This window comes from Psychrobacter sp. PP-21, from assembly GCF_033790785.1.
Lineage (GTDB): Bacteria > Pseudomonadota > Gammaproteobacteria > Pseudomonadales > Moraxellaceae > Psychrobacter.
The window spans coordinates 1-16461 of the sequence record NZ_JAMYEB010000002.1 but is presented as its reverse complement, the minus strand read 5'-3'; the positions used below and the strand labels follow the sequence as shown (position 1 = coordinate 16461).

Annotated in this window: 15 protein-coding genes; 10 read left to right on the top strand and 5 right to left on the bottom strand. The window is 42.9% G+C overall.

Translation table 11 applies throughout. The annotated features are described in order from the left end of the window. Nucleotides 1-535: 535 nt before the first annotated feature. The 3 genes from NJD71_RS02935 (at nt 536) to NJD71_RS02925 (ending at nt 3042) form a co-directional block, all read left to right on the top strand. Nucleotides 536-1450 (top strand): hypothetical protein, encoded by a 915-nt coding sequence (locus tag NJD71_RS02935; protein WP_319050460.1) that lies wholly within the window; start codon nt 536-538, stop codon nt 1448-1450. A 57-nt stretch (nt 1451-1507) separates the two neighbouring features. Next, nucleotides 1508-2092: an alpha/beta hydrolase gene (locus tag NJD71_RS02930; RefSeq protein ID WP_319050459.1), complete on the top strand. Its 585-nt coding sequence runs from the start codon at nt 1508-1510 to the stop codon at nt 2090-2092. Nucleotides 2093-2406: 314 nt separating this feature from the next. Then, nucleotides 2407-3042 carry a hypothetical protein gene (locus NJD71_RS02925; RefSeq protein WP_319050458.1) on the top strand — a complete coding sequence of 212 codons (636 nt, stop codon included), beginning with the start codon at nt 2407-2409 and terminating at the stop codon, nt 3040-3042. A gap of 221 nt (nt 3043-3263) precedes the next feature. Here the strand turns inward: NJD71_RS02925 and NJD71_RS02920 are convergent, their stop codons facing one another. Then, nucleotides 3264-3902 (bottom strand): TetR/AcrR family transcriptional regulator, encoded by a 639-nt coding sequence (locus NJD71_RS02920; RefSeq protein ID WP_319050457.1) that lies wholly within the window; start codon nt 3900-3902, stop codon nt 3264-3266. Nucleotides 3903-4257: 355 nt separating this feature from the next. Here NJD71_RS02920 and NJD71_RS02915 point away from each other — a divergent pair, with 355 nt between their 5' ends. The 5 genes from NJD71_RS02915 to NJD71_RS02895 all read left to right on the top strand — a co-directional run bounded on the left by NJD71_RS02915 (nt 4258) and on the right by NJD71_RS02895 (nt 11116). After that, nucleotides 4258-5409: an acyl-CoA dehydrogenase family protein gene (locus tag NJD71_RS02915; RefSeq protein WP_319050456.1), complete on the top strand. Its 1152-nt coding sequence runs from the start codon at nt 4258-4260 to the stop codon at nt 5407-5409. 56 nt (nt 5410-5465) lie between these two features. Next, entirely contained in the window at nt 5466-6674 is a 1209-nt protein-coding gene (locus tag NJD71_RS02910; RefSeq protein WP_319050455.1) for an acetyl-CoA C-acetyltransferase, read from the top strand. Nucleotides 6675-6745: 71 nt separating this feature from the next. Beyond that, on the top strand, nt 6746-8947 hold the full coding sequence (locus tag NJD71_RS02905) for a 3-hydroxyacyl-CoA dehydrogenase NAD-binding domain-containing protein (RefSeq protein WP_319050454.1): 2202 nt from the start codon (nt 6746-6748) through the stop codon (nt 8945-8947). Next, a complete protein-coding gene (locus NJD71_RS02900; protein ID WP_319050453.1) occupies nt 8940-10112 on the top strand; it encodes a CaiB/BaiF CoA transferase family protein in 1173 nt (390 codons plus the stop codon). The genes NJD71_RS02905 and NJD71_RS02900 overlap by 8 nt, the downstream gene beginning before the upstream one ends. Before the next feature lie 299 nt (nt 10113-10411). Then, the gene (locus NJD71_RS02895; RefSeq protein ID WP_319050452.1) at nt 10412-11116 is read left to right on the top strand and encodes a hypothetical protein; all 705 of its coding nucleotides are present in this window, start codon (nt 10412-10414) and stop codon (nt 11114-11116) included. 113 nt (nt 11117-11229) lie between these two features. Here NJD71_RS02895 and NJD71_RS02890 read toward each other — a convergent pair whose 3' ends face one another. After that, nucleotides 11230-12030 (bottom strand): alpha/beta fold hydrolase, encoded by an 801-nt coding sequence (locus tag NJD71_RS02890; protein ID WP_319050451.1) that lies wholly within the window; start codon nt 12028-12030, stop codon nt 11230-11232. A gap of 444 nt (nt 12031-12474) precedes the next feature. Here NJD71_RS02890 and rluF point away from each other — a divergent pair, with 444 nt between their 5' ends. Together rluF and NJD71_RS02880 are read left to right on the top strand one after the other, a co-directional pair. Further along, on the top strand, nt 12475-13470 hold the full coding sequence (gene rluF / locus NJD71_RS02885) for a 23S rRNA pseudouridine(2604) synthase RluF (RefSeq protein WP_319050450.1): 996 nt from the start codon (nt 12475-12477) through the stop codon (nt 13468-13470). Nucleotides 13471-13539: 69 nt separating this feature from the next. Beyond that, on the top strand, nt 13540-13983 hold the full coding sequence (locus NJD71_RS02880) for an SRPBCC family protein (protein WP_319050449.1): 444 nt from the start codon (nt 13540-13542) through the stop codon (nt 13981-13983). Between the two features lie 75 nt (nt 13984-14058). Here the strand turns inward: NJD71_RS02880 and NJD71_RS02875 are convergent, their stop codons facing one another. The 3 genes from NJD71_RS02875 to NJD71_RS02865 all read right to left on the bottom strand — a co-directional run bounded on the left by NJD71_RS02875 (nt 14059) and on the right by NJD71_RS02865 (nt 16226). Then, nucleotides 14059-14370 carry a DUF1244 domain-containing protein gene (locus NJD71_RS02875; protein ID WP_319050448.1) on the bottom strand — a complete coding sequence of 104 codons (312 nt, stop codon included), beginning with the start codon at nt 14368-14370 and terminating at the stop codon, nt 14059-14061. 129 nt (nt 14371-14499) lie between these two features. Beyond that, nucleotides 14500-15129: a class I SAM-dependent methyltransferase gene (locus NJD71_RS02870; protein WP_319050447.1), complete on the bottom strand. Its 630-nt coding sequence runs from the start codon at nt 15127-15129 to the stop codon at nt 14500-14502. A 23-nt stretch (nt 15130-15152) separates the two neighbouring features. Continuing rightward, the gene (locus NJD71_RS02865) at nt 15153-16226 is read right to left on the bottom strand and encodes an HNH endonuclease domain-containing protein (protein WP_319050446.1); all 1074 of its coding nucleotides are present in this window, start codon (nt 16224-16226) and stop codon (nt 15153-15155) included. Nucleotides 16227-16461 lie beyond the last annotated feature (235 nt).

Sequence of the window (16461 nt, the reverse complement as noted above, 5' to 3'; positions counted from 1 at the left end):
CTTGCTAACGACTCAACTACAATTTGTTTAAATAAAAGCGACACCAGTTGTCGTAGACGGTTTTAAACAGCTGTATTTTAATATAAGTTTATATTATAGTTATTGAATAAGGCAGAATAACATGAGATAAAAATCAGTTAACTCTCGGAGCGCAATGCTTCACTTCTCAACTGAGTTTTTAAAACGCTATCTTAGCTAAGTCTTTCTAGTAATGTTATTTACGTTTAATCCTAAACTTCTGCGCCTGCACAAACCCAAAAAATCATATTTATTAATAAACAAAAAATTTAGCAGAAAAAATCTCGTTAACATTGCAAAAATATAAGCGATGTAACAGCGAAAAATTGTGGCTAAAAAGTCTATCAATATTAAAAAGATACTACCTCACCAAGTCGATTAATTTACTTAACTTTATAGATAATGACGTCATTTAAACAATGGCAAATATACTCGGTTGGCTTGAAATAAGCATTCAGATCAAACAATAAAAATGAAGCCACATGCAAACCAAAATCAAAATAATAAGGATACAACGATGACGACATTAACGTATCAGTTTGAACAAAAGCGTATAGATAACTTTAAGTGGTCGAGTGGCTCAAAACTGTCTGGTATAACGGCACTAGCAAATGATGAGAAAGACCGAGTACGAAAACAGCCATTGTTTTACCTCGAAACAGTTTCTGTAAACAATTATGAAGATGACATTTACTTTGTGAACAATACTAATGAAACACTTAGATGGGTAGCACCCTTTAAACCCTATCGAAATATAAACGAAGCACGAGCGAAGTTGGGCGATACCAGTGATGAAAACTTACGTAAAGTAAAGTTCTATAGTGATGACATACATAGCGTGTATCAGGATGTACTGCCTAAGCAGGGTGTGCGAATTGGTAATACTCATATCATGTATGACAGTGATGCGATGATGCAGTGGTTTATACATGTGCCTTACAATGGGCCAGATACTCATTATGCGATTTGGCAATTTAATGTGGTGGAAAAGGGTGGGATTCGAGAAACTTATCCATTGTTATGGGAGGATTTTAGCAAGCCCTCGCATATAGCGAGTTGTGATTGTCTGTTTGAGCGAGTGGATATGCCGATAGAAGTCAGTATTTATGAAGAGCGCTGTGTAATGCTTGAAAGACTTATCGGTTCATTTGGGGTGTCCAATGCCATATTCATATTGGCGATCAATGATGTGCTCTATCGTTATGGCGTGGGCTGGAATGCGCCCTATAGTGAGTCGGATATACAAGCGCAAGACATTGCAATGAAACTAACAGAACAAAACCCAGAAAATGCGGGAGCGGTGAAAGCCATTATCCAATCAGTTTATGACTTTTGGTTTGACGAAGGTTTTGCAAAAAATATCTCAATGCTGGCTTGTAAGGAGCTTTTAAGCTTGTACCAAGCGCAGGTTGCTAGCCAAAAACAAGTTTAATTTATAGGCCAAGTTATCAAGAATAAACCCAGATAATAATTAAAAAAGGAGAACCTTATGATGCTTCCTATTGAAAACAGTGACACGTTTTTACTGTTTTTTCATGGTCTTGATTCAAGCAATGAGACCAGTAAATATACTTGTATCACGCGTGAGCCTAAATACTGCCAAACGGTCAATTATCGAGAGAATTTTACAGAAATATTTAAGGTTTACGATGCATTGATTTGTGAAAAAATGACACAGTATTCACGTGTGGTATTGGCAGGGCATTCGCTTGGGGGTTGGTTTGCCAATCATTTTGCTCATAAATACAACTTGCGCACGCTGTTGATTGCGCCTTGTATCTATCCAAGTGAGGTGGTGGCTGACCGTATCCCAGTAGCGGCTGATATGAAGTTGTCTTTTCCCACAACCAATACCGAGATGGTACGAGTGATGGTAGAAGTTGACGATGAAAGTCTCGATGTGGCAGTGGCTCGCCGAACCTTAGTAAATCTATCTGACAGTTGGGAGGTAGACTATTTTGACGGTGGTCATCACCGTATTGCTCGTAGTAGTGATATCTGGTATCACTTAACTCATCTGTGCGAAGACCCTATCATTTGGATTGACGAGGCAACGTACCACAATGAAGATTAAGACATATTTGTAGTCCCAAAAAGCAGCTGCTGATATTTGCAAAATAAGTAAACATATCAGTATTTATTTTCTATCATCTGATGTGCTATCATCGTTGAACGATCTATCGTGGGTTTAACAGTTTTGAGTGACTGATCATGAGGCAAACCTTGTGACAGCATTCAAACCTTGCAACTTCCAGCACGATATAAAACAACTCTGGTAAAGCGCATGAGCCTGTACTCCGACACCCTCATTTGTGCCTGATTTTTTGCCTATTTGGCATATCTCAACCTTTTTTGTCGGAGTTACAGGAGTCTAAGGTGTTCAATATCATGAGCCACATTGCTAACCCATCTAAATATACCCGTCGTTATCATCCACGCCATTCTCTAGCGCAGTATATAATTAATCAAATAGAGTCGCTTGAGCTGCGCCCGCAAGATATCGTCAAGCAAATGGGCTATCCTCTCAAACACACCATACCTGCCTATGACCGCCTGCGCCATGTGCTATCGAACAAGCACCTCGGACTCGATGGCAGCTATATGGATAAATACTTTACGGCAGATGAATTTTTGGTAGCACTTTTCGCTGTGCTTGAGATACCGTATCAGCCATTCGCAGAAGACATCGCTCAGATTAAGGATGATGTAGCGAACCATTCCAATACACTACCCAAATATAGCTTGCGTGCCGATGTGGGTTTTACCTTTGTCAGTAGCACAAACTGGATGTCTCGCGATGCAGCGTCGCGTTTTGCGCAAGTATATCTGCCCAATGGTTTTGCCAAATTAGACGATGCTGCACGTAAGTCAGCGATTGAAGAGTGTATCTGTGAGCACTATCAGCAGTATGAGAGCCATTTGCCATATGATGGGGTTATAAAAAGTTATCAGCTGACTATCGAGAAACCCAATCACAGGATCGAACATATAGAGTACGGATTGCCGAAATCTAGTAGCATCTGAAATACTGTGAATATACGAGCAGCTTAACTGATTAGTTATATTGACTGAATAATCAGATTGATTTTAAAAGACAAATAGTTTCAAAAAACAAAAAATTTTAAAAGACAGAAAAAAGCCTCACTTTGTCGTGGGGCTTTTTGGTTTTTTTAACTACGGTTAGTGTGTTGAATACCTTCTTGTGCTAAACATTGAGGCATAAGAATCGTTGTACAAGTATCATATTAAACGTCAGGTTTAGAGATAGCACGCCACAAAATAGTGAATAGTGCATCAAACTCTGCATTTATGGGTGTCTCTGTTTGGCGAATGGTATGCATGAGTCCAAGACGACTGATAAAGCCCATAAACACATCGAAGAGTATATGTAAGGGAACGGTATCATTGAGTACCCCACGATTTTGCCCATCTTCTAGTACTGCCAAAAATGCGCCAATTAATTCTTTGTTTTCATAAATTGCAATATTACGTATGCGTGATGCCGATACAGATGAGAGCACCATCACCGCATCTGGGTGCGAGTCGACAAAGTCAAAACACACCCACAGCGTTTTTCGCAGGCGATCTTGGACGCTATCAATACCCTGCAAGTGATCCATGATACGAGCAGCCAGTCTGCCCAGCACAATATCCATAATGGTATAAAACAGCGTTTGTTTGTCGCCGAAGTACTTGTAGAGCGTTTGCAATGAGACATTTGCAGATTTTGCAATCTGTGCCATCGTTACCTCATTTGCGTCAAATCCTGCAAAATCTTGACGAACCGCCTTCTCAATCTTCTCCAAAGTTGCAGGCCGCATATCGGATAGAGAGGCTAGAGTTCGAGTTGGGTTGGCATCATCTAACTGATTGGCGACGGTCATACTTATCATTCCTTGTTTGTTACTGCTTGTTTATCACTGCCTATTCAGCATCGATAATTTAACACTACGTTAAGTCATGGTCTATCTCATGCATATCACTCGCTAGATATCTGATGATATAGCCGGATTGATAAAAGCATATTTCATTTATATTTAATGAGTAACGATAATTACCATTTTTACTCATTTGATTGCGAATTTATTTTTCATCACCTAGTATAAGACTCAGTTATCAGCAAATACAATGAATTTATAGCCTATAGCTAATGGTAATATAAATTACCGTAATTTGTCTCTTTACTAAAATAACGTAGATATCGTTGTTGTTCACTTAACCTTGTCAAGGATAGACATTATGAGTATCGAAAAATTTACTCCGAACTGGATGACCGAAGAGCATCAGATGGTGCACGACAGTGCCCTAAAAATGTTCCAATCTTGGGATTCCAAAGACGAGCAGTGGCGCAAAAACGGCATGATTGATCGCGATGCGTGGGAAGAGGCGGGCGAAATGGGGTTTCTGTGTGCGGCGATACCAAGCGAGTATGGCGGCGGCGGTGGTGATTTTGGTCATGAGGCGGCGCTTATCTACGCACAGACTGAGGCCAATCAGTCAGGATTTGGCGGCATGGTGCACTCAGGTATCGTCGCGCCCTATATTTTAGACCACGGTACTGAAGAACAAAAACAAGCGTGGCTACCCAAGATGGCAACAGGCGAATACATTGGCGCTATCGCTATGACTGAACCTGGTACAGGGTCTGATTTACAAAACATCAAAACCTATGCGATAAAAGATGGTGATGACTACATCATTAATGGTTCAAAGACCTTTATTACCAACGGTCAGCATGCCAATCTGATTTTATTAGCTTGCAAAACAGACCGTGAAAAAGGCGCACAAGGAGTTTCTCTTATTATCGTAGAAACCGATAAAGTAGAAGGGTTTGAGCGTGGACGCAATCTTGATAAGATTGGTCTGACGTCGCAAGATACCTCAGAGCTGTTCTTTAGTAATGTACGTGTGCCGCAAACCAACCTCTTAGGTACGGTAGAAGGTATGGGTTTCATACAAATGATGCAGGAGTTGCCACGTGAGCGTCTGATCATTGCGTTATCAGGTATTGGGTCGATGAAGCTGGCGATTAACTTGACCCTAGATTATGTAAAAGGTCGCGAAGCTTTTGGCAAGCCCATCTGGAAGTTCCAAAATACCCGCTTTAAGATGGCAGAGTGCTATGCCGATTATCTTGCTGCTAGTAGCATGTGTGACGCGGCAGTAGATGCCATGTTAGATGGCAAACTGTCTGTACCGCATGCGTCATTGATCAAATACTGGGTTACCGAAAAACAATGTGAAGTGCTGGATGAGTGTGTACAGCTGTTTGGTGGCTATGGCTATATGACAGAATATCCTATCGCACGTCTATACGCTGATGCCCGCGTACAAAAAATCTATGGCGGTACCAATGAGATTATGAAAGAGCTGGCGTCACGCTTCATGTAGACGTGTCGCTTATTGATTGAAATGATGGTTTGTTTAAAAATAAAAAAGGATTTTTTATGACTGAGACTGCATATATTTACGATGCTATCCGTACGCCACGTGGCAAAGGAAAAAAGGACGGCTCCTTATATCAGGCATCACCGATTTGGCTAACGCGTACTCTATTAAAGGAGATGCAACAACGACATAACTTAGATACCAGTTTGGTCGATGATGTGGTGCTTGGCTGCGTGACGCCAGTGGGTGAACAAGGCTCGGATATTGCACGTATTGCCGTCATTGATGCTGGTTGGGCGCAAAGTGTGGCTGGGTTAACCTTGTCTCGCTTTTGTGCCTCTGGTCTAGAGTCTATCAATTTGGCTGCTGCCAAGGTCATGTCAGGTATGGAGGATATGGTAGTGGCAGGCGGTGTTGAGTCCATGAGCCGCGTGCCAATGGGTTCTGATGGCGGTGCATGGTACATGGATCCACGCGTCAATGAAGCGACGCACTTTGTGCCGCAGGGCGTGGGTGCGGATACCATCGCGACGCTCAAAGGCTTTAGTCGTAGTGATGTCGATGCCTTTGCCACCGAGTCGCATCGCCGCGCTGCACAGGCATGGGAGAAGGGCTATTACGACAAATCTGTCGTCCCTGTCACCGATCTCAACGGTATGATGCTACTGGATAAAGATGAAACCATCCGCCCTAATACCAATGTCGAGACTTTAGCGGGTCTTAAACCTTCTTTTATTATGCCGGGTAAAATGGGTTTTGATAGCGTGATATTAGACCGATACACCACGATTGAAACCGTCAACCATGTACATCATGCAGGCAACTCTTCAGGCATCGTTGATGGGGCCGCGATTTGTTTGGTCGGTAGTGCTGCTGCTGGTCAAAAAGCAGGTCTAAAACCACGCGCCAAAATCACGATGGCATCAGTTATTGGCTCAGAACCTGCCATCATGCTGACAGGTCCAACGCCAGCTTGCCAAAAAGCCCTCGATAAAGCGGGCATGCAAGCCTCTGATATAGACCTGTGGGAAATTAACGAAGCATTCGCTGCTGTCCCGATGAATACCGCTGATGATTTTGGAATCTCGCTTGATATTGTCAATGTTAATGGTGGTGCAATCGCTATGGGGCATCCGCTTGGGGCAACGGGTGCGATGCTAATGACGACCGTCCTCGATGAGTTAGAGCGCCGTGACCTCAAGACCGCCATGATCACGCTATGTGTGGGCGGTGGTATGGGCATTGCCACCATCATCGAGCGCGTTTAACTTCTTTCTCAAATAAAATGAAAAACAAGTAGGCAAAAAACAATAGATAAAGAATCATTTAAGGAATAAAAATGATGACAAACAACCAGGCAGCTAACCAGACAACAGATAGCGTGACAGTCATTAAAGCATTAGAAAACTTCTCCGCCCAGCGTGATGACGATGGCATCGTTACCGTTACAATTGACCAAAGCAAACGCAAAATGAATGTCATCGGTGACGGTTTTACGGAGTCGTTCGCCACAATGGTCGATAGCGTTATCAATGATGACTCAGCCAAAGGCTTGATTCTCACTTCTGCCAAAGACACCTTTGTAGTTGGCGCAGATATCGACCAATTGGATAAGATCGAGACAGCCGAGCAAGCATTTACATTAACTGAAGCGCTCAAAGGGAGTTTGCGTCAGCTTGAAACCTCAGGCAAGCCTGTGGTCGCTGCGATGACGGGAACGGCGCTGGGCGGTGGTTTAGAGTTGGCGCTTGCCTGTCATTATCGCATTGCCATTGATACGCCGAAGACTAAGCTTGGTCTACCTGAGGTGAAATTGGGCTTGCTGCCGGGCGGCGGCGGTACGCAGCGCTTGCCGCGATTGGTCGGTATTCAAGTGGCACTAGAGCTGATGACGCAAGGCAAAGAGTTGCGCGTCGCTGCGGCGAAAGACATCGGTCTGATTGATGCGACAGCTATCGATCATGCAGATATGCTGGTGCAGGCTAAGGACTGGATTCAAAATAATCTAAGCGTGCAGCAGCCATGGGATAAGAAAGGCTTTAAAATCCCTGGTGGTGATAGCAAACACCCCAAAGTGGTGCCTATATTCTCCATCGCCCCAGCCATGGCCAATCAAAAATCTCACGGCAACTATCCAGCGATTACTCATATTATGTCTTGTGTGTTTGAGGGCTGTTTGGTAGATATCGATACGGGACTTGAAATTGAGTCGCGTTATTTTGCCGCTTGTGTGCTGTCGACTGAATCAAAAAACATGATCAACACCCTATGGACGCAGCTGAATAATATCAAGAAAGGTCAGTCTCGCCCTCAAGGGTTTGAGCGGACACCGACCAAAAAAGTCGGTATCTTAGGGGCTGGTATGATGGGCGCAGGCATCGCTTATGTCACTGCTAAAGCAGGTATAGATGTCGTGCTATTGGATACAGATATTGCGAATGCTGAAAAAGGCAAAGCGTATTCTGCTAACATTTTGGATAAAGCCATCAGCCGAAAGCGCGCTACCGAAGAGAAAAAGCAAACCCTCTTAACACGTATCACGCCAACCGTATCTTACGATGATTTGGCTGATTGTGATCTCATCATCGAAGCAGTATTTGAAAACCGAGAAATCAAAGCCAAGTGTACCCAGCAGAGTGAGGCAGTGATTCCAAGCACGGCTATTTATGCGTCCAACACCTCAACCTTACCTATTACAGGACTGGCAAAAGCCAGCACTCGTCCAAATCAATTTATTGGTCTGCACTTTTTCTCACCAGTAGACAAGATGCCACTGGTCGAAATCATCGTAGGCGCGCAAACCGACGATGTGACGCTCGCCAAAGCGTTCGATTATGTTTTGCAAATCGGCAAAACGCCTATCGTCGTAAATGACAGCCATGGATTTTATACCTCCAGAGTATTTGGCACCTATGTATCAGAGGGCATCGCGATGCTGGGCGAAGGTGTCCATCCGCGTAGTATCGAAGTTGCTGGATTAAAAACGGGCATGCCTATGCCGCCCCTGGCATTGCAAGATGAAGTGTCACTGAGTCTAGCGTTACATGTCAGCGAGCAGCAGCAGGTGGATATGGCAGCCGAAGGCAAGTCTATTGCTGTGCGCTCTTCTTACGAGATACTAAAGACGCTGGTCAATGAGCATGGGCGCGAAGGCAAGAAAAATGGCAAAGGGTTCTATGATTATCCAGGAGACGGTAATAAGCATTTATGGCCTGAGCTTATCAACTTGTATCCACCACAGTCAGAGCAACCCTCACAGCAGGACCTAGTTGATCGCTTAATGTTTATTCAAGCTAATGAATCTGCGAGATGCTATGAAGAAAACGTCGTGCGCTCGGTCGCCGATACCAATATAGGGTCTATCTTTGGCTGGGGATTTGCCCCGCAGCACGGCGGCACGCTACAGTTTATCAATGCGATGGGCGTCGATGAGTTCGTCAAGCGTAGTCGCGAGCTGGCGGCAAAATATGGTGAACGGTTCGAGCCTGCCAAGATATTGTTAGACATGGCAGCCAAAGGCGAGGCGTTCTCTGATGACTGATGTATATGTATCAAATCATGGTCAAATGGCAGATTGTTTACAAGGGTTACGAGTCGTCGATTTGACTCGTAACCTACCAGGGCCCTTTGCCACGCGTCTGCTTGCAGATCTAGGGGCAGACGTCCTCAAAATAGAACCCAAACAAGGCGATCCTGCGCGCGTGTTTGGGAAACTGTTTGCGGCTTTAAACCATGGTAAGACAACTGAACAGTATGACTTTCATGATCCTAAAGCGATAGACAGTATAAAAGCGCACCTTAAAAATGCTGACATGATGCTAGACAGCTTTCGTCCAGGTATCCTTGCGGACATCGGACTAGATGCCAAGACGCTCCATACTATTAACCCAAAACTAGTCATGGTGTCGATCACTGGCTATGGCGTCGCAGGCAATGACAAAAAAGAAGAATCTCACGGAAAAGAAGGTGTGCACTTAGAAGGTGCTTACTTAGAAGACGCCCACTTAAAAGATAACTCTCAAGTAATTCATCATTGGTCTGACAAGGCCGGTCACGATATCAATTTCATGGCTATGAGCGGTGTGCTTGATCAGTTAAAAACAGCAGCAGGCGGGCAGGCCATGCCCAATATCCAGTTTGCGGACTTGGCAGGTGGTAGTGATACAGCAGTGATTGCGCTACTGGCTGCTGTGTTTGCCGCCCATCGTACCGGCAAAGGACGACATATTGCTATTAGTATGACGCATAGCCTTTATAATCATATGGTCATGCCAAAGGTAACCGGCAAGTTAATCAATCGTTTGTCAGGTGATACTTCAGCAACGCCGCCTATGCCGCAGCACGATTTTTTAGGTGGCGCATTGCCATGTTACCGACTGTACCAAACCGCTGATCTACGCTATATGGCCATTGGTGCATTGGAGCTAAAATTTTGGCAAGGTTTATGCGAGGTTTTGGATTTGCCTGCCCTTAAAAACATACATTGGCAGCTTGGGGTCATGCCAACTACGCCTGAAAGTCAAACAGCGACTAGAACAATGGCGAAGACATTCGCCAGTCAGACGCTTGAGCATTGGCAGGGCGTATTTGCAGCAACGGATGTCTGTGTGACCCCTGTTTTGAATCTACATGAAGCTAAAGCGCACCCATTATTTGCACATCAAGACGAGCATCATACAACGTCTGGATGGCAGCAAATCAATTAACGACTAGTATGTAAGTAGCTTTAGCGAAAAGTGAAAGTTGGATTAGCGCTTGAAGGCGATACCAAGCCGCTGCTGGCTAGTATCGTCTCTTTAGTCTGTGCCATTTAGACTGCCTGTCTAAAGTGAAGTGATCAAACGTGTAAATTGATAATCGTCTATCTAAAATCGTCTGAATAAGAGACAATATACATATAGAACCTAAGGTACCGTGATATTCAACAATCACGTGTTTAAAGGTTTAGCCAGTTCGATATTTACCGCTATTTAACACATTAACTCAAGCAAAAAGGCCGTTCTGAATGACCACAAATAACCCATATAATTTCCTACCCTTGCAGCCTACTGGTAGAAATGAGAACGATACTGCCAATACCTATGCTCCTGAAGATATGATCAAAATATACGAGCAGCAGTTCCTTATTCAAGTACCTGAAGATAAGCTGACAGAGTTTCTGCCAGCGCTCAAAGCATTTTATGATATTGATAATCATACGTTAGATGTCAGTGCTATTATTTTCGATGCAATCGCAGACTCTGCTATTATTTATAATCACAAAATCAAAGTAGGCGACTATCAACTGCTGGGCGGATTGGTAGAGGAAGCGATTGAATACGACGAAGACAATACAAGCGTGGATAGTGTGGAAGGTGAAGAGATCCAAGCCTACACGTTAGAGTGCCAGCGTAAATTTTTTATTAATGATATAGAGATAGCTTATCATTTCAATCTGTTTATCTACGGCGATGGTTACTCTACATTGACCAAAAAAGACACGGTACTAGAAAAAATGTACTGGTTCGTTAGAGGTCGATTCGAAGAAGACTTATTAGATGATGCTGAAGACAACGACAGCTTAGCGTCTATCAACAAGCAACTGGCTGAGTTAGGTATTCGAGAAATGGACCTGACAACTATAGATGAAATGGTCAGCTATGTAGAAAACAGTATCATAGACGATGCCATGGTAGATGAGTTAAATAGGCTTTTAGATGATGCCGAGTAGGGTAAAGCACTATCTTGTAAGATGAGTAGTCATTTGGCACACCATAAAAAGGCTCTCTAGATTATAGATCTAAAGCGCCCTTTGATTGCTATGGCTAAGCGCCTCTCATATCATTACGAATGTGCTGAGATAAAATCGGCAATAAAATTATTGACGATTTTTGGCTGCTCAAGTGCTACGGAGTGACCGGCCTTTGGAATGACAAACATTTTGCCGTCTGCTACCTTTTTAACAATGTTTTCTGACAGGGGTACTTCATACGCATGGTCTTGCTCACCTGCCAATACCAGCATAGGTACCTGACAGCCCTCAATCTCATCTAGTATACCCGTACGATGAATAACGCCATCGGCACTACGCGCAATGTCTGGTTCTAGCTTTAGCATATGTTCGCGCCAGTACTCACGCTCGCTTGCTCGAGAGGCATTTGCCAAGTAATCATCGCCAAACATTATGTACATAAGTGTGTCTATAAATGGCTCAGTACCTTGTGCACTTAATCCTTCTACCAAAGGTGAAAAATCGGCTAGTTTGTACTCAAGCTCTCCGCTAGATCCAAGTACAATACAACCCTTTAATAAATCTGGACGGCGAGCGGCTAATCGTAGCGCAATAAATCCGCCCATAGAGTTACCAGCGAAGAAACAAGGTCCTAGCTCAAGTGCTTCAATCAAGGCGATAGCATCGTTGGTGTGGGTATCCATATCAACGCTTACAAGCTCTGAACGCGCACTTCGACCTTGATCTCGATCGTCATAACTTATAATGCGAATGGTTTTAGATAATTGTTCTATCTGATGAACAAACATTTTGTGATCAAAAAATAGCGAGTGACTTAGTACCAATACTGGCGCATCTTTGGGACCATCATCGTTATAAAATAGGGTGGTTCCGTTGACATTAATGTTTGGCATGATCTTTTCCTTGTGTGAACACTATTGAGTCTGATAACACGCACAATAAATAGAGCGTCATATCTACGTTGTGTGATATCTGTGTTAATCCTTTAACCTTATTATTTGTATCAGAGTTCTTTGGTCATTGAAAGCACTGAATGGTGAGAAAGTCTTTTACTGAAGTAAGCATCAAAGTTGATGGGTTGTATCAGTACCATTGTCATTATAAAAGGTATACTACGAATGACTCCGTATACGCCTGTCTGAGAGTCGCTACCATCAACAAGTCGCCTTACCGCTATTTACGATTACACGACTCTGTATATATTTCTAGGTTTTTGCCCATCTCTGCTCAAAGGGTTACTGGATTTCCTATATAATGTCAGCAGTCTCGTTATAGACGTCCCATTCAATGTAGACTTTTTTAGTAAAAAGACTTCTTATCAGGTAAAACGGTGCTTTATGTTTAACGCTTCCTCGACTCGTCTAAATAAATATATCAGTGAAAGTGGTATTTGCTCACGGCGTGACGCTGACCGCTTTGTGGAGCAGGGTAACGTATACATCAATGGCAAGCGTGCTGCGGTGGGCGATCAAGTGGTCGCTGGTGATACCGTAAAAGTAAACGGACAGTTGATTGAGCCGCGAGAGCCTGATGATTTTGTATTTATCGCTTTGAATAAGCCCGTGGGTATCGTGAGCACGACAGAAAGCTCTGAGAAAAACAATATTGTCGATTTTGTTAGACATGGGGTTCGTATTTTCCCGATTGGTCGACTGGACAAAGACTCTCAAGGACTGATCTTTTTGACCAATAATGGCGATCTGGTCAATAAAGTATTGCGTGCTGGTAACAACCACGAAAAAGAGTATCTGGTCACGGTCAATAAGCCGATAACGGACAGCTTTATTGAAGGGCTAGCAGGTGGCGTGCCGATGCTAGGCAAAATGACGAAAAAATGCCCCGTAACTAAGGTTGCGCCCAACATATTCAATATCACACTCATTCAAGGTCTGAACCGCCAAATTCGCCGTATGTGTGAGCATTTTGGTTATGACGTCGTCAAGCTTGAACGTACACGAGTTATGAATGTCAGCCTGAAAGGACTCCCTGTAGGCGATTGGCGAGACCTCACGCCAAAGGAGTTAACTGATTTGCTTAAGGCTGTAGCAAACTCTTCGTCACAAGATAATCATTCAGGCAAAAAATCTCGTAAAGCACCAAGAAAAAAGCCTTATAACGATACCTCATCCAAGCCAAAACCATCTTCAAAATCGGCGGGCGCTTCAAAAGGGCGTAATAAACATGCCAAGGATGATGCCAGAAAGCCCGCAGGGTCTAAAGGCAGAGATGGACGTCCCACTGGTCGCGGCAAGAATGCTGGCGGCAATGGTAAGCCCACTACAAACGGTAAGCGTCCCTTAAAAGGTCGCGGGGCTAAGCGCTCTTCACGTTAACATCTGATTGCTTTACTTATTTTGAAATGCCAGTAAGCTAAATAGTTCTAACCTTAACGAGACACTATTATGTTTAAAATAAAAGTAGAGCGCATTGTCAAAAAACCAATTGATGACGTTTTTGAAGCCTTGAGTGACCATGCGAGCTATGGATCATTTAAAGCGGTAGGAGTAGCTAAGTTAGTCACTGAAGGTGATGAAGAGCGCAATGGCGTTGGCGCTCTACGCACCATTAAGACGGGCCCTGTTAAGTTTTGGGAGCGAATTACAGCGTTTGAGCGTCCTACTCATATGCAATATAAAATCGAAAAATCTAAACCTATCAAAATGCGACACGACAAAGGCGTTATTGACTTAAAAGACTTGGGCGATGGCACCACACATGTGACGTGGATATCTGAGGGTCGATTGATTGTAACATTGCCATTGGTCGGTCGCTTATTCGACCGTCAAATGCAAAAACAAGGAACCATAGGATTTAGTAGCATACTCAAATCTATAGAAAATCGCTAATCGAGTAGCCATATGGGCTCATCTGATGTAACCAACGGGTAGTGGAGTAAATAAAATAGCCGCTACCCGTTGGCTTTAATTGGTTTTGTTCTTGGCAGCTTCAATCTCATTAAAGCGCGCTAACTGCTCTGGCGTGGCTTTTTGTTGATACTTCTCTTTCCACTCAGCGTAAGGCATCCCATAAACGAGCTCGCGCGCATCTTCGTAGTCGATGTCAATACCACGCTCTTCACCTGCAGCTTTATACCATTTAGACAAGCAGTTACGACAAAAATCAGCAAGATTCATCAGCTCGATATTCTGTACATCTTTACGCTCATCCAAATGCGCCAATAAGCGACGAAATGCCGCAGCTTCTAATTCGATATTTGATTCTAGTTTTGCCATAAGATTTTCCCTAATTGTCGTTGAGCTATTTTAAAGCTAGATGATACTAATGATATAAACATTGCGCAACCTGTGTTGGTGTATCAAAAACGCGCAAAATAAACTCAATCATAGCAGCCGTTTATCAGCTTAAACCCTCCTAATCATAATATTAAACCATGCTTCATTTCTATCTGCTCTCTGGTCAAGTGTGAGCCAAGTTTCTTCTTTACAGTCGCAAGTAATTTTTTGCTTTGTGGCTGCCCAGCGCACTTCATTCATATCGTTGAAAAAGCGACCATCTTTTATACGCTCACTATCGCCATATTTAAATGAAGCGTACAACCCTCCGTCTTCTGTCAGCATGTGTAGTAATTTCTCTATTAGCTCAGGCAGCTCTCTATAAGGTACATGGAGTAGTGAAGCGCAGGACCAGATAGCAGTGAATTTATGTTGCCAGTTTTCTTGGACAATATCCTCAAACGTAGCACAATACCACTCAATCGTATCTTGCTTGGCAGCAGATTTTGATTGTGCAAGGTCGATTAGTACTTGGCTACCATCAATAGCAGTAACATTGAAACCTAAGGTGGCAAAGTAGATACTGTCACGACCAGAGCCGCAGCCTAAGTCTAATATGTGTTGTTGGTTTGGTGATCTAGCAGGTAGGGTTGCTATAAAAGGATGATATAGCTGATGCATATCCACACCAATAGTTTGCTCTACGAATGAGTTTGCGTTGCTATTGTAGAAGGCTAAGGTCTTCAATTGATTTGTCATGGATTATATATTGCCGATTATTATTAGAAAAGACTGTTTCCTTGTTGTCTAGGTTGCCAGACATGAATCAAATGCTCTTTTGAAAAGTTGAAAGACTTTTGCAAAAAATTCTGGCGTGACTTTTCATTTTTACCGGTTTGATTGATTAAGGTTTCGCGTAATGGGTGATGACTGCCAATCAAATATTCATTGCGTGTATGCAGTCTTTTTAATAATTCGATATTGGGTACTTGAGCAGATTTGCCATCAATACCGCGGTTGCAATCAGAGCAAGCGAGTACTAAGTTCCAAACCCCATCGACATTGACAGGTCTACAGCAATCAGCAGTCGCTACTTGAGATTTAAGGGTATGCGGAAAAAAATGGTCAATATCTGCTAGCATTGAGTGATTATGAGTTATGCTGATTTCTGTAAAGCAGTAAAAGCATCTGCTCTTTTGGTAACCGTTTAATGCACCTCTTGAGCTGGTGATATCAATGCGGCGATGTTTGGTGTCTTTAGTAAATAACTGATGAGTATTTTGGTCAAATTCAACTGCAATTAAACTTTTGCTAATATTGAGCTCCCAAGCTTTTTCTACCAAATTCCAGCGTGATTCCGTCTCAATATTTAAACTTTCTGCTGAGTTATCAAACACATTAAATAACTTGAATAAGTTATCCGTTAAGCGTATTCCTTTGTTGTGTCTGCGCTCATCAATAAAAAAATCTTTATCAATGACATCATAAAAACGTTCTTGTACTGCTCTGGTGTTAACCACATGGAAAGCGTCCAAAACGTATTTAAAACCTTCTTTATTCGTAACATTAATGAGATTATCTTCGCTAATCTGCTGCTGATTGAACTGAATACAAGCATTAATAAACTTACCGTTACGAGAGGTGCTTTGTTTGGGACTGTGTTTAAGATGTTCACACAGATGCATCGCGTAGGGAAGTGCTAAATCTTCTAGTGAAATGAAGTCAGAGTTTCTTTCTAAGCTGACCTCGATTAGAGTCTTGGCAAGCGCAAATTTATAAGAAGCTGTATTTCTACCAAACAGAATAATAGCTCGCCAGTAATTTTCTAGCGTAGGCTCAACGTCTATAAAGTTCATGAATGGCTCAATCTGTCATTAGTTAGAGTAGATAGTAATCCTAGTCAACTCTAATAGTACTATAACTTTGACAGTTGAAATGAATTTTTAGCTCTAGAGGGTTAGATTGGTAATCCCCCCAATAAATAAGAACACTTACAAATAGAGATTAACTGCTAAAATACACCAGCAGGAGAATCCTATGAAAAAGACACGCTTTAGCGACAACCAAATCGTCAACATCCTAAAACAAGCC